The organism is Pseudoclavibacter sp. RFBI5 (assembly GCF_002931395.1).
Taxonomy (GTDB): Bacteria; Actinomycetota; Actinomycetes; order Actinomycetales; family Microbacteriaceae; genus Pseudoclavibacter.
Map to the genome: position 1 here is coordinate 1,246,705 of NZ_PSYA01000010.1, position 12,999 is coordinate 1,259,703.

A 12,999-nucleotide genomic window follows, 5' to 3' on the forward strand; every position below is an offset into this window, starting at 1 on the left:
CATCCAGGGTAGGGGCCAGGACAGCGCCGCGCTGGGCGCGTCCTCGACGCGACACCCCCAACTATGCCATTATCTGCGTATGCATGCAGATACGCAGGAAGACGGCGCGGGTTCACTCGGACACATCGAGCTCGACAACCCGACCGTCGAACTCGCCGCCGAGGTCTTCGGCATGCTCGCCGACGCGACGCGCGTGCGCATCGTGCTCGTCCTCGACGACGGGGAGCACTCCGTGAACGACATCGCCGAGGCCGTCGGCAAGACGCCGGCGAGCGTCTCGCAGCACCTCGCCAAGCTGCGCCTCGCCCGCATCGTCGCGACCAGGCAGGAAGGCACGCGCGTCTACTACCGGCTCATCAACGGGCACGCGAAGCGGCTCGTCGCCGACGCGCTGTTCCAGGCCGAGCACTCCGTCGCCGGAGTCGGAGGCGCCGACGCCATCCCACCCCACCACCGGCGAGACCCGCAGCCGAGTCGCGAGCTGCGCGGAGACGTCGATGCGTGAGGTCCTCGCCAACCGGGCGTTCCGGCGGCTCTTCTCCGCCCAGGTCATCGCGCTCGTCGGCACGGGGCTGCTCACGGTCGCGCTCGGCCTCCTCGCGTTCGACCTCGCGGGCGGCGACGCTGGCATCGTGCTCGGCACCGCGCTGACGATCAAGATGATCGCCTATGTCGTGGTGTCGCCCGTCATGGCGGCGGTCACGAGCCGGTGGTCACGACGCCGTGTCCTCATCTCTGCTGACCTCATCCGCGCCCTCATCGCACTCGGCCTCCCCTTCGTCGGCGAGGTCTGGCAGGTCTACGTGCTCGTCTTCGTCCTGCAGGCAGCGTCCGCGACCTTCACGCCCACCTTCCAGGCCGTCATCCCCGACGTGCTCCCGGATGAGCGCCTCTACACGCGGGCGCTCTCGCTCTCGCGCCTCGCCTACGACCTCGAGGCACTCGTGAGCCCGCTGCTCGCAGCCCTGCTGCTCACCGTCGTCAGCTCCAACTCGCTGTTCGTCGGGACCGTCCTCGGCTTCGTCATCTCGGCGACGCTCGTCGGCACGACGACGTTCCCCACCCGCACGCTCGCAGCCCCGAGCCCCTTCATTTCCCGGCTGACCTCCGGGCTGCGGGTCTTCTTGCGCACCCGCGACCTCAGGGCCCTCCTGGCGCTGAACCTGGCGGTCGCGGCGGGCACAGCCATGGTGATCGTGAACTCGGTCGTCTTCGTGCAGGCGCAGCTCGGGCGGGCGCAGTCGGACCTCGCGATCCTGCTCGCCTCCTACGGAGCCGGCTCCCTGCTCGTGGCGCTCGCGCTGCCGCGGGTGCTCGATCGCGTCTCCGACCGCCGGGTCATGCTGGCCGGCGCTGCCCTCATCCCGATCGGCCTCCTCGCGATGGCGGGCGTGCTCTCGACCGATGCAGCGTGGGCCTGGCCACTCGCCCTCCCCGTGTGGGGATTACTCGGCGCCGCGACCTCGCTGATCCTGACGCCTTCCTCGCGGCTCCTCCGGAGGGCGGCATCTGGCGAGCAGCGACCCGCGGTCTTCGCGGCCCAGTTCTCGCTCTCACACGCCTGCTTCATGCTCTGCTACCCGATCGCGGGCCTCGCGGGCGCACAGCTCGGTCTCGCGCCGGCGGGCCTGATCCTCGGCGTCGTGGCCCTCCTCGCCGTCCTCGCGGCAGGCCTCACGTGGGTGCCTCGGGGCGCTCGCGAGCCAGCCCCGCACCGCGTTCAGCTCTGACGCTGCTGGCTCGCGAGCCGGACGATCTGCCTCGCGGCGACGTCGGCACCGGCGAGCAGCGGTGAGGGCTTGCGCGGCGTCGCCCCGATCGCGCTGCCCGGCTGCGTGCTGAGGGCCGGGATGCCGAGCACAACGACTCGATCGTCGACGGAGCCGTCGCGCCGCACGAGATTGAGGCCGGGCTCCCCCTCCTCCAGGCTCGCGCCCGTCGCCTCCATGCTGTCCGTCTCGACGGCCGCTCCGTCTCGCGCTCGTCGCGCGTGCACTCGAGCGCGTCCAGAGTCCAGGAGCGCGCGCAGCAGCGGGTCGTCGGTCGCCGGCACCTTCCCCTTCGACATGCGGGGTTCGATGAGCGCGCGGGCGCGCACCTCGATGCCCGTGATCGCGGAGCGGGCGACGAACTCGCCAGCCTCGACATCGAGCGATACCGAGGTCTCGGGGCCGGTCAGCCGGAGCAAGCCGGCGTCGATGAGCGCGAGCACCTCACGAGTCCGCCCGGACGGTGGGCCGGATGCGAGGAACAGCCCGTCCGCGTTGAACCAGCCTTCGAAGTCGGTGACAGCCGAGCGGCCCTCGAGCACGCCGCTCACGGCGAGCCGTGCCGCCTGGCCCCGCAGAGCCCCCATCGCGCGGTTGACCGCGGCGCGAGGATGCTCGTCTGGCGAGGACATCGACCCGAGCTCGCTCTCGACGAGCTGCTCGACCTGACGCCGCCACCGCTCGGGGCTCACCTGCTGACCCCGCGTCGGGCGTCGCAGCGAGTCGATCGTGAACGCGTGGGCACCGTCGTCGGCACGCTGGTCGATGGACGCCGTGAGGACGTCGTCGATGGCGCTGACGCTCTCGGCATCGTCGAGGGCGGCGAGGGCCTCCGGGAGCGAGACAGTGAGGGCGTGAGGCGCCCAGCCCGAGAGCGCGGCGAGGTACGCAACAGCGAACTCGCGCGCGATGGATGGCCAGACGTCGCCTCGGAAGTCCAACGACTCCGGCTCTGCCGCGGCGAGCGCCCTGAACCACTCCGGGTTCGCGGTGCGCGCCACGAACGGCGACGCCTCCGCCCAGCCGTCCGCCTTCGCGCGGTACGGCACGCCCCGGCGCGAACCTGCGTGGAGGATGGGCTCGTCTCCCGACGGCAGGTAGCGAAGTCGCCCTCGTACATCGCCGGCGACGGGCTCGAACCGTCCGCCGCGCCCCGCCGTGAGCACGGCGACGACGTCGAAGAAGTTCGCGCCGAGGCCGCGGACGATGACGTCCTCGCCCGCTGGCACCTTGCCCCAGTCCTGCTCGGCCGGCATTCCAGGGGCGATGTAGACGAGGCCGAGCTCTCGCGCTGCCCGCTCGAAGCGCTGCGTCTCCTCGCTCGGCAGCGTCTGCACCATGCCCTGGGCGAGCACGACGATCGGCGCCCGCAGCTCGGTGCCGTCGGCGAGCACGACGGTGCGTGCGTCGGGGCCGTCGTCGCGCACGTCCACTGCGGTTCCCCGGATTCGGGCGAGCTCCACGTGCCCGCTCGCTTCGGCCGCTGCGAGCTGCTCGCGGAAGTAGACCCCCTGCAGCCGCCGGGAGGGGAAGCTGCCGGGGCGCACCGCGCGCGCCTCCTCGAGCACCCACGGCGTGGGGTGCTCGCCGCGGTCGACGATCGCGGCCGCCCAGTCGACGAGGTCCGGGCCCGGCACGATCGGCCCGGTCATCCTGGTCGACTCGTCGGCGTGGATGGTCGTCGAGCCGGAGGTCGTGTTGTTGAGGAACTCGGCTGGCTGGTCGATGCGCCAGGTCGCTCCGGCCCCCACGTCGATCGCGTCGACGATGGCTACGCGGATGCACGCGTCTGGTCGGCGCGCCACCACCCTGAGGACCGTGGCGACGGCGCGCGGACCGCCCCCGACGATGACGGCGTCGAACATCAGATGCGGTACTCCAGGTCGTCCTCGACGACTGGCCGAACCTCGACGAAGCCTTCGCGCTCCTCGACGGTCACGCGCAGCCCGTAGACCTGCTTGAGGGTGTCCTCCTGCAGCGCCTCAGCCGGTGTTCCGCTCTTGATGATCGTGCCCTGGTCGAGCATGACGATCTGGTCGCAGAAGCGGCCGGCGTGGTTGAGGTCGTGGATCGCGATGAGGGCCGTGATGCCCTTCGTGCGGGTGATGCGACGCACGATCTGCAGCGTCTCGATCTGGTAGCGCAGGTCGAGCGCGCTCGTCGGCTCGTCGAGCAGGAGCACCTTCGGGTCCTGCGCGAGGGCCCTGGCCACGAGCACACGCTGCGCCTGGCCCCCGGAGAGCTCGGACATGTTCCTGTCCACGAGAGAGTCGAGGTTCAGGAGCGTGATCGCGTCCTGGACGTGCCGCCAGTCCTCGGCGCCTGGCGCCATCCCATAGTGGGGCGTGCGACCGAGCAGCACCGCCTCGCGCACCGTGAGGTCGAAGGGAGCCTCTCCGGACTGCGGCACGTAGGCCACCGTTCGCGCGTGCTCGCGCCTGCCGAGGCCGAGCACGTCGGTGCCGTCGAACGTGACGGTCCCCACGCTCGGCTTGTGCACGCGGGCGATGATCTTCGTGAGCGTCGACTTGCCGGAGCCGTTCGGTCCGAGCAGCGCGCAGAAGGTGCCGTCCTGCACTTCGAGGCTCACGCCCTTCAGCACCTTGTGCTTGCCGTAGGCGAACTCGATGCCGTCGATCGTCAGGCTCATTTGAGGGCCGTCTTCCTCGTGAGGATGAGCTGGATGAAGATGGGCGCGCCGATGAAGGCGACCACGATGCCGACGGGGATGACGGCGGGTGCCAGGATCGTGCGCCCGACGGTGTCCGCGACGAGCAGCAGCAGCCCTCCCGTGAGCACCGAGAACGGGATGAGGTAGCGGTGGTCTGCGCCGATGATGAGGCGCGCGATGTGCGGGCCGACGAGTCCTACGAAGCCGATCACGCCGCAGAAGCTGACGATGACGGCGGCGAGTACAACCGCGACGACGATGAGCCCGACGCGGAGCGCCTGCACGTTGACGCCGAGGCTCTTGGCCGCGTCGTCGCCCGCGAAGGCGACGGCGTTGAGGTCCTTGGCGAACCACAGCACGAACGGGATCGTCGCGAGGACGAGGATGCCGACCGTCTGCACGTCGCCCCACGTCGCGTCGTTCACGGAGCCGAAGGTCCAGCGCACGATGGCCTGCAGCGTGTTCTCGTTGGCCGTGAACTGGAGTGCGGCGGTGAGCGCCTCGAACAGCTGCGTGATGGCGATGCCGAGGAGCAGGAGCGTGGCGATTGCCATGCCCTTGGCGGAGGCGAGCCCGAGTACGAGCGCCGAGACGGCGAGCGAGACGACCAGCGCGCTCGCGATGATCGCCCACGAGGGCAGCGTCGTGCCACCCGCGATGGTGATCGCGAGGGCAGCGCCGAACGCTGCCGCCGGCGAGACGCCGAGCGTGAAGGGGCTCACGAGCGGGTTCCTGAGGAGCCCCTGCATGAGGACACCCGACAGCGAGAGTCCTGCGCCGGCGGCGAAGGCCAGCAGCACGCGTGGGAGGCGCAGCTCGGTGACGATGGAGAACTTCTGCGCGAAGTCGTTCTCGAGCGTCCCGCCGAAGATCGACAGGGTGACGGCCTTCCAGACGTCGCCGAAGGTCACTCCGGCCGTGCCGATGGTGACGGCGGCGACGACGGCGAGGGTGCTCACGACCACGCCGCCGATGATGGCGAGCCGCTTGACGTTCGCGCGCTTGCGCTCGCTCGAGGCGACCGCGTTCTGCTCGCCCGGGGTATCCGTGCCGGTCTTCGGCGTCGTGATGGCCACTACGCGGCCGCCTGGTACTGCTGGATGTACTCGCTCGCGCCGGGGAAGTCGGTCTGCTGGAAGTCGACGACCCAGCGCTCGAGGAACTCATCTGGGTTCACGTCGGCGAACTCCTCCGGGTGCAGCCACTTGGCGAGGTAGAGGGCTCCGATGGACTTCGCGACGGCGCTGGTCGCCCAGCCGTTGGCGAGGTAGACCTCGCCGTCCTGGATGGCGGTGATGTTCGACCAGCCCGGTCGGGACGTGATCTCTGCGCCGAGCGTGTCGAAGCGCTCCTGGCCGGTCGGCGTCGCGCTCGGCTCGAACTCGTGGACGATGACGGCCGGGTTGCGGGTGACGACCTCGGCGGGGTCGACCGTGATCTCCTCCTGCTCGTCGCCGCCGCCTGCGGCGTTCTCGAAGACGTTCGTGCCGCCTGCCGCCTCGATGATGGCGTGGAAGCCGGATCCGGGCAGCACCGTCAGGTACGGGTCGACCGTCTCCCAGTAGACGGGCACGGGCTCGACGCCCTCGGTGCGCTCGGCGACGACGTCGAGGATCTCGTTCGAGAAGTCGGTGACGGCGCTTGCGCCCTCTTCCTTCTGGAAGACCTGGCCGAGGAGGGTGACGGTCTCGTCGAACACCGCGTAGTCCCAGGCGGTCGCGACGACGACGGGGATGCCGAACGATTCGAGCTGCTCGGCGGCCTCCTGCCAGACGGCGTTGCGGGGCATGATGACGACGTCGGGGTCGAGCTCCGCGACCGCCTCGTAGTTGATCTGGTCGAGGCCTTCGGCGATGACGTCACTCTCGTCGACCGGCAGGTACGGGAGGCGGTTGATGGATGCGCGGTCGACGCCCACGACCGTGTCGCCGGCTCCGATCGCCCGCACGAACTCGTTGCCGTAGCTGTTGAGCACCACGGCCCGTTCGACGGGTCCGTTGATCGTGACCTCGCGGTCCTGATCGTCGACGACGGTGATGGTCTCGGCGTCGGCTCCGCCCTCAGGGGTCACGGTGCCGCAGCCGGCGAGGAGCAGGGTGCTGGCGACGAGGGCCGCGATCGCGGCGGGCAGTCGGCGTGAGATGGGCATATCGGTACCTCTCGGTGGCAGGTCGTGCAGAACGTTCAGGGGCGGCGCAGTGGCGCGGATGCTCAGCTGCTGGCGGCTGCGGCGGGCCAGTTCGGCTCGCCGAGGCTCAGCATGAGGCGGTTCGCCCAGGCGAAGAAAGCCGTCGACCCAACGAGGTCGAACAGTTCGGCGTCGTCGAGGCCGAGCGCGCGCAGCTCGTCGATCTGCGCGGGCGTGGCGCTCGGGCGCAGCGTCGACAGGCTCGCGGCGAAGCGGATGATGGCGCTCCAGCGTTCGTCCTGACCGTCGCTGAGCGCGTCGAGCGAGGTCGGCTGCCAGTCGGCGTCGCGAGCGAGGCCCGCGTCCAGCACCCGCTGCACGTCGTCGTGGCGCTTCGACTGGAAGGTCGCCTTCCTGGAGTGCACCGAGGCGCAGTAGATGCAGTCGTTGACCTTGCTGGCGACGGCCGCGGCGAGCTCCCGCTCGGCGCGAGGCAGCCCGCCCTTGCCGAGGAACACGGCGTTGTCGATGGCGCTGCGGGCCTTCAGCACCGCAGGAACCCTGGACAGGAGCCGGAAGTAGACGCTGTTGGTGGTCGCCTTCGCGGCGAACGAGTCGACCTGCTCGGCCGTCAGCTCCGCCTCGTCGGGGGCGGCCACCCACGGCGACCACTCGAGCTGCTCCTGCGTGTACTCGGTCGGCTTCGACAGTCCGGCGATGGTGCGACCCGAGAGGTCCTTCGACCGACCGGCGGCAACCGTGGCGCGGGCGGGCGCATCCACTCGCTCCGGCGCGGTTCCGGCGAGCAGCGCGTCGCCGTCCAGCATGCGTGCCAGGTAGCTCTCGAAGGCCACGAGCTGGCTCAGCAGCACGATCTCGTCCGGGGTGACCCCGGCGACCGGCAGCACGTGCTGGTCTTCGTGGGTGGCCAGCGCAGGCGACACCGTGATGAGGTCCACGTGCTCCACGAGCGCGCGCAGCTTCGCATCTGCGGGCAGCTCGTCGCCGAGCAGACGAGCATCGGCGCCCTGCGCCAGATGCCAGTCGGCGAGCTGCGCGTTGCCCTGCCAGCGCGCGACCGTCCTGGCGAAGCCGTGGAGCAGGCCGCGCTCGATCACCTGCGGGCTCTCGTAGAGCGCCGTGTAGGCGGCGAGCGTCTGCTCGACCACCTCGGGCTTCGCGGCCCTCAGTGAGGCGATCGACTCGGGAACGGTCTGGGAGATGCGCACGTGGGAGTCCTCAGCAGTCGAGATCGGGGAAATCAGATACCAACCTGCCATCCCGTGCGACGCCCCGCGGAATCGCGTTACCCCGCGTGAACTCCCCCGCCGAGGCGCATCCTCACCTAGTAGGTCCCGACCTCGGCCACCCGCCTGGCCTCAGGCGAGGCCGAGGTCCGGCCGCGTGAGGTCCGGCTGCCGCGGCCCCGCCAGGGAGGCAGTGCGCGGGATGAGCTCGATGTCGGGGACCGGGTCGAGCGTCAGTCGCGCGTGCGTCTCGACGTCGAACCGCTGCTTCCCGTACCGGAGCTTCTGCCGCTCGATGCCCTCGGGCCTGAACCCGGCACGACTCGCGACACGGCAGGACGCCGCGTTCCCGGTCCGGTGGCCGAGCTCGAGGCGGAAGAGGCCGAGCTCCGTGAACGCCAGGTCCGCGATCGTCGCGAGGCCACGCGTCGCGAGGCCCCTGCCGCGAGCACCCTTCGCCAGCCAGTAGTAGGCCCACCCGGTCTGGTGCACGTGCTCGATGTTGCTCAGCCCGACGTTTCCGACCGCGATGCCGTCGACGATGATCGCCAGGTCGTGTTTCGCGGTGCCGGAGACCAGATGCTGCGCCATGTAGGAGACGAAGTCGAGCTCTGTCGAGGGCACACCTCCCGGGAACTGCGCGGCGAGGTCGGGCGACGTTCGCATGGCATTCGCAAGTGCAGGGGCATCGTCGGCCACCCATGGTCGGAGGTGTGCATCCACCCCTGCAGTGTCGCACTCGCAGATGTATCGGGACCGGGGCGACGCGCAGAAGCGTCGAGTGCGACGGAACATGTACACGCTTCTGAGCCGGTGGGGGAACATCAGCGTCGGTCTGCGAGACCTCCGGAGCACACTCACTTTCGCCAGATCGGACATACTCGTGACCTCAGAGACGCACCAGCCCGCGTCGAGAAGGCTGCCCCCTCGGCCCACCCGGTCTGACGCCACACATCCGACCCATCCCCTCAACAGGTTTCCGGATGGGTTCCGCGCTTCCCGATGGGTTGCAACCCATCGGGAAGCGCGGAACCCATCCCGAGATGGCCAGAGGGTGAGGCGGTGCGAGGGCAGGAGCGTCCGCACATCCAGGAGCGCCCGCACTTCGAGAAACGCCGCTACTTCACGCGGCGGCGCCAGGCTCCGGTGGAGTAGAGCGACCAGGCGATGAGCACCGGCTGGAAGAAGAGGCGCAGGAAGCGCTTCCTGTCGGTGTCGAGCCCGAACGCGTCGCGGCGACGCGCGAACTGCGCGAGGTTGCCCGGGAAGACGGCCGTGAAGAATCCGGCTGCGATCCAGCCCACGGTCGGACGGGCCGAGCGGCGCGCGAACAGGAGCGACAGGCCGAGCGCGATCTCGGCGACGCCGGAGGCGAGCACGACCTGATCGGTCGAAAGCGGCGTGTGCTTGGTCACCGACTTCGGCACCTGCGCCGTGAACTCCTCGCGGGCGACCGTGAGGTGCGTGACCCCGGCAAAGACGAGGAAGCCGCCGAGCAGGATGCGCGTGAAGGTGCGCGGCCGCGAGGAGGGTGCGTCGTCGACGAGACGGATCTTGGAGGTGATGGTTGCCATGTCGGGTCAGGCCTTCTTCGCGTGCTTGCCGAAGCGGTACGCCATGACGAGCTGCGTGATCCCGCCGATGACGAGGATGATCGCCACGATCCACAGGGCGACGACGACGACGCCGGCAGGCCAGAGGAGGATGAGGAGGCCGGCGACGATGCTGAGCACGCCGGAGAGGATCGCGAAGCCGCGGGACTGGCCGGGAGATCCATCCGCGAGCGCCGCGATGCCCTCGATGATCCAGGTGATCGCGATGAGGATGCCGAGCGCGTCGATGAGGGCAACGGGCTGGACGAGGGCGATGACGCCACCCGCGATGAGCAGCAGCCCGACGACGCCGTTGAAGACCCGCCAGCCGGTGGGGATGCCCTTGGAGACAACGGCGCGGATGAGGCGCAGGGCGCCCGAGAAGATGAAGAACAGCCCGAAGATCCAGGCGATGGCGGTGAGGGCCTTGATCGGGAAGGCGAGCGCGACGATGCCGAGGATGATCGCCACGGCTCCGCCGATGCCGAAGATCCAGCGCAGCGTGCTCACCTGCCTCTGGCTGAGGAGACTCGGGTCGAGGTTGAAACGAACGATCGGGGTTGACTGGCTCATTGCGGGCTCCTTCGACGGGGATGCGCCGTGCACGGCGCCGACGCTCCTCGTCCGTGGAGCGAGGGGTAGTCGTCATCCTAGTGATGCAGCGCTTCGCGCAGTCATCCGCGATTCCCCGGGGATCACGTGTCCGTCGCGCAGCGCGACGACGGCGTCCGCCGCTGCGATCTCTCCGGCGTCGTGGCTGGCGACGACGACGGTCCTGCCCCGTTCGGCGAGCGAGGCGAGGCACGCCGCGATTCGAGCACTGGATTCCGCGTCGACCCCTGCGGTCGGCTCGTCGAAGAGCAGCGCCTCCGTGTCCTGCGCGATGCCCTGGGCGACGAGGGCTCGCTGCCGCTGTCCGCCGGAGAGCTCGCTGAGGAGTCGCCCGCGAAGCTCGCCGAGGCCGAGCTGCTCGATGGCGGCGTCGACGAGTTCAGCGTCCTGGGTGCGGGCCTGCGCGCCTCGCCCCCAGCGCCAGCTCGAGGCGCTCGGCCGGTTTCCCGCTCTGCCCCAGCGGCCCATCGCGACGGCGGCACCGACCGTCAGGGGGAAGGCCTCGGGCAGCCGGGTGTGCTGGGGCACGTAGGCGATGCTGCCGGGCCTGGCGTCGAAATCGTGCCAGTCGAGGGTCCCCGAGGTGAGCGGGGTGGTCCCGGCGAGCACGCCGAGGAGCGTGCTCTTGCCTGAGCCGTTGTGCCCGACGATGACGGTGATCGCGGAGCGTCGCACTTCAAGCGAGACGTCGGACAGCGCGGCGTGTGCGTCGTAGCGGACAGTGGCGTTCGCGAGCGTGATGAGGGCAGCCATGCGCGCCACCCTATCGGTAATGAGAAGCGTTTTCATTATGCTACGGTCCTTCCTCGTGCCCTTCCTCACCGATCCCCTCGAGGCGAGCTTCTTCGCCAGAGCCCTCCTCGGCGGCTCCCTCGCCGCCGTGCTGTGCGCCTGCGTCGGCACCTGGGTGGTCCTGCGTGGCATGGCCTTCCTCGGCGAGGCGCTCGCCCACGGCATCCTCCCCGGCGTCGCCGTCTCAGTCCTCCTCGGCCTCCCGCCGGTCGCCGGCGCATCCGTCTCGGCGGCCGTCATGGCCGTCGGCGTGCGCACCCTCACGAAGCGGACACGACTCTCCAACGACACGGCCATCGGCATCCTCTTCGTCGGGATGCTCGCGCTCGGCATCGCGATCGTGTCCAGGTCGGGGAGCTTCGCCGTCGACGTCACGGCGATGCTGTTCGGCGACGTGCTCGCGATCGGGCCAGGCGAGCTCTGGCTCATCGGCGCAGCGCTCGCGCTCGCCGCCGTCGGACTCGCCCTCTGCCACCGGCCCTTCACCGCGCTCGCCTTCGACGAGCGCAAGGCGTTCACGCTCGGACTGCGGCCGGAGCGCGCGAGCCTCGCCCTCATCGCCCTCGTGGCGATCGCGGTCATCGCCTCGTACCAGACCATCGGAACGCTCCTCGTGACCGCGCTCCTTCTCGCTCCCCCGGCCGCCGCATCCCTCAGCAGGAAGAGCGTCGTCGGCATCATGGCGCTCGGCAGCGCGATCGGCATCGCCTCCGTCGTCGTCGGCCTCTACGCCTCGTGGCATCTCGCCATCGCGGCTGGTCCTGCCATCGCGCTGACCGCCGTCATCTCCGTCGGCGTCGCCTCGGTGCTGCGTGCACCGCGCTCCAGCCGTCCCATCCCCCGAACCACCGCTCCAGCAGAAAGCGACCAGTCTTGCCCCGCACACGCCTGATCTCCCCGCTCGCCCGAGTCCCCGCCCGAGGACTCGCACCTCGCGCATCCCTCGCCCTCGTCGGCATGCTCGCCCTCGCCGGATGCACGTCGCCGGGCTCCGAGACCGCACCGACCGCGAGCGCGCCGACCACCGAAGAGCAGGCGCACGGCTTCGTGGCGGGGGCCGAGGAGCTCGCCGAAGCCCAGACGAGCATCGGCAGCATCGGCGCGGACGGCTCCGTGAGCGTCCTCAACCTGCTCACCGGCGAGAGCACCGCACTCGATGCCGTGGCGCCCGCGTCGTGGGCCGTCAGCGACGGCCGGTTCATCTTCTCGGGCTCCGACGCCGCCGATGGGAAGACGGAGATCATCGACACCGGGGTGTGGACGGTGCCCCACGGGGATCACGTGCACTACTACCGTGCGACTCCTGGCCTCGTCGGCGAGCTCACCGAGACGGGAGCTGCGCGGGTCTCCTCGAACGAGGGCATCGCCGCCCTGAGCTTCGAGACGTCCGGCACGACGGTGGTGCTGGACCGGCACGCCCTCGGCCAGGGCGAGACCGTCGAGCTCACCCGCATCGAGTCGGCGGCCCACTCCGCCGCGGCCGCGCCGGTGGGCGACGCCGTGGTCGCGAGCAGCGTCGCGTCGGCGGGCGCCTCCCCCGTCCTCACCGCCTACTCGTCTGACGGCACGAAGCTCGGCGAGGGAGTCGACTGCCCTGGGCTGAGCGATGTGCAGCAGACGAGCCTCGGCGCGACGTTCGCCTGCGCGGATGGGCTCGTGTTCGCCGCGGCCGCCGAGGGCGAGGACACGGCCGCCGCACCGTCGATCACGAAGGTCGCCTACCCGGACGCCGCGTCCGCAGACGCGGCCGGAACTACCGCACCCGGCCAGGCGACCTCGCTCGACAGCCGACCCCACCGCCCGGCCGTGGCCGGTCCCGCTGGAGACTCCGGCATCTGGCTCGCCTCCTCCCGCTCACAGGAGGTCACCCTCCTGCCGACGGCACGCCCCATCCTGACGGCCGTGGCCGTCGGCGACGACAGCGACCGTGTCGTCGCCGTGGACGACGAGGGAACCCTGCTGGTCATCGACGGTGAGAGCGGCGAGGTGACCGGGTCGCAGGCTGGGCTGATCGGCACTCCGGAGTCCGCCTCGAGCATCCACCTCTCCGTCGACACGAGCCGCGCCTACCTGAGCACGCCGGCCTCCGCCGAGCTGCACGAGATCGACTACAAGGACGGCGCGCGCGTCGCCCGCAACCTCGAGCTGCCGACCGCCCCGGCCTTCGCCTTCGAGACGGGAAACTGAG

At 70.5% G+C, this 12,999-nt stretch carries 13 protein-coding genes; 4 read left to right on the forward strand and 9 right to left on the reverse strand.

All coding sequences use genetic code 11. The annotated features are described in order from the left end of the window. Positions 1-79: 79 nt before the first annotated feature. Entirely contained in the window at positions 80-505 is a 426-nt protein-coding gene (locus C5E06_RS12700) for a metalloregulator ArsR/SmtB family transcription factor (RefSeq protein ID WP_104307064.1), read from the forward strand. Beyond that, positions 498-1,730 (forward strand): MFS transporter, encoded by a 1,233-nt coding sequence (locus C5E06_RS12705; protein WP_104307065.1) that lies wholly within the window; start codon positions 498-500, stop codon positions 1,728-1,730. Before C5E06_RS12700 ends, C5E06_RS12705 begins: the two co-directional genes overlap by 8 nt. Here C5E06_RS12705 and C5E06_RS12710 read toward each other — a convergent pair. The 9 genes from C5E06_RS12710 to C5E06_RS12750 form a co-directional block, all read right to left on the reverse strand. Beyond that, the gene (locus tag C5E06_RS12710; protein ID WP_104307066.1) at positions 1,721-3,634 is read right to left on the reverse strand and encodes an FAD/NAD(P)-binding protein; all 1,914 of its coding nucleotides are present in this window, start codon (positions 3,632-3,634) and stop codon (positions 1,721-1,723) included. The genes C5E06_RS12705 and C5E06_RS12710 overlap by 10 nt on opposite strands. Then, positions 3,634-4,419, reverse strand: coding sequence for an ABC transporter ATP-binding protein (locus C5E06_RS12715; protein WP_104241856.1), 786 nt, complete (start codon positions 4,417-4,419; stop codon positions 3,634-3,636). The genes C5E06_RS12710 and C5E06_RS12715 overlap by 1 nt, the downstream gene beginning before the upstream one ends. Next, positions 4,416-5,516, reverse strand: a complete 1,101-nt coding sequence (locus C5E06_RS12720) for an iron ABC transporter permease (protein ID WP_104307067.1) — start codon at positions 5,514-5,516, stop codon at positions 4,416-4,418. Before C5E06_RS12720 ends, C5E06_RS12715 begins: the two co-directional genes overlap by 4 nt. Then, positions 5,516-6,589 (reverse strand): ABC transporter substrate-binding protein, encoded by a 1,074-nt coding sequence (locus C5E06_RS12725; protein ID WP_104241860.1) that lies wholly within the window; start codon positions 6,587-6,589, stop codon positions 5,516-5,518. Before C5E06_RS12725 ends, C5E06_RS12720 begins: the two co-directional genes overlap by 1 nt. Before the next feature lie 62 nt (positions 6,590-6,651). Next, positions 6,652-7,797 carry a peroxidase-related enzyme gene (locus C5E06_RS19635; protein ID WP_258067601.1) on the reverse strand — a complete coding sequence of 382 codons (1,146 nt, stop codon included), beginning with the start codon at positions 7,795-7,797 and terminating at the stop codon, positions 6,652-6,654. A 150-nt stretch (positions 7,798-7,947) separates the two neighbouring features. Next, positions 7,948-8,538, reverse strand: coding sequence for a GNAT family N-acetyltransferase (locus C5E06_RS12735; protein WP_104241864.1), 591 nt, complete (start codon positions 8,536-8,538; stop codon positions 7,948-7,950). 395 nt (positions 8,539-8,933) lie between these two features. After that, positions 8,934-9,389, reverse strand: coding sequence for a hypothetical protein (locus C5E06_RS12740; protein ID WP_104307069.1), 456 nt, complete (start codon positions 9,387-9,389; stop codon positions 8,934-8,936). A gap of 6 nt (positions 9,390-9,395) precedes the next feature. Then, entirely contained in the window at positions 9,396-9,980 is a 585-nt protein-coding gene (locus tag C5E06_RS12745; RefSeq protein ID WP_104307070.1) for an HdeD family acid-resistance protein, read from the reverse strand. Positions 9,981-10,052: 72 nt separating this feature from the next. Beyond that, positions 10,053-10,772 (reverse strand): metal ABC transporter ATP-binding protein, encoded by a 720-nt coding sequence (locus C5E06_RS12750; protein ID WP_181062972.1) that lies wholly within the window; start codon positions 10,770-10,772, stop codon positions 10,053-10,055. Positions 10,773-10,809: 37 nt separating this feature from the next. Here C5E06_RS12750 and aztB point away from each other — a divergent pair, with 37 nt between their 5' ends. After that, positions 10,810-11,703, forward strand: coding sequence for a zinc ABC transporter permease AztB (gene aztB, locus C5E06_RS12755; RefSeq protein WP_104307072.1), 894 nt, complete (start codon positions 10,810-10,812; stop codon positions 11,701-11,703). After that, positions 11,685-12,998 carry a hypothetical protein gene (locus C5E06_RS12760; RefSeq protein WP_104307073.1) on the forward strand — a complete coding sequence of 438 codons (1,314 nt, stop codon included), beginning with the start codon at positions 11,685-11,687 and terminating at the stop codon, positions 12,996-12,998. Before aztB ends, C5E06_RS12760 begins: the two co-directional genes overlap by 19 nt. The last annotated feature ends 1 nt before the right edge of the window (position 12,999 follow it).

What these genes read in the sequence shown, in the direction of transcription:
- C5E06_RS12725 (WP_104241860.1), bottom strand. Translation starts at nt 6,589, where the DNA reads ATGCCCATCTCACGCCGACTGCCCGCCGCGATCGCGGCCCTCGTCGCC.
- aztB (WP_104307072.1), top strand. Translation starts at nt 10,810, where the DNA reads ATGCTACGGTCCTTCCTCGTGCCCTTCCTCACCGATCCCCTCGAGGCG.
- C5E06_RS12750 (WP_181062972.1), bottom strand. Translation starts at nt 10,772, where the DNA reads ATGGCTGCCCTCATCACGCTCGCGAACGCCACTGTCCGCTACGACGCA.
- C5E06_RS12745 (WP_104307070.1), bottom strand. Translation starts at nt 9,980, where the DNA reads ATGAGCCAGTCAACCCCGATCGTTCGTTTCAACCTCGACCCGAGTCTC.
- C5E06_RS12705 (WP_104307065.1), top strand. Translation starts at nt 498, where the DNA reads ATGCGTGAGGTCCTCGCCAACCGGGCGTTCCGGCGGCTCTTCTCCGCC.
- C5E06_RS12710 (WP_104307066.1), bottom strand. Translation starts at nt 3,634, where the DNA reads ATGTTCGACGCCGTCATCGTCGGGGGCGGTCCGCGCGCCGTCGCCACG.
- C5E06_RS12700 (WP_104307064.1), top strand. Translation starts at nt 80, where the DNA reads ATGCATGCAGATACGCAGGAAGACGGCGCGGGTTCACTCGGACACATC.
- C5E06_RS12715 (WP_104241856.1), bottom strand. Translation starts at nt 4,419, where the DNA reads ATGAGCCTGACGATCGACGGCATCGAGTTCGCCTACGGCAAGCACAAG.
- C5E06_RS12740 (WP_104307069.1), bottom strand. Translation starts at nt 9,389, where the DNA reads ATGGCAACCATCACCTCCAAGATCCGTCTCGTCGACGACGCACCCTCC.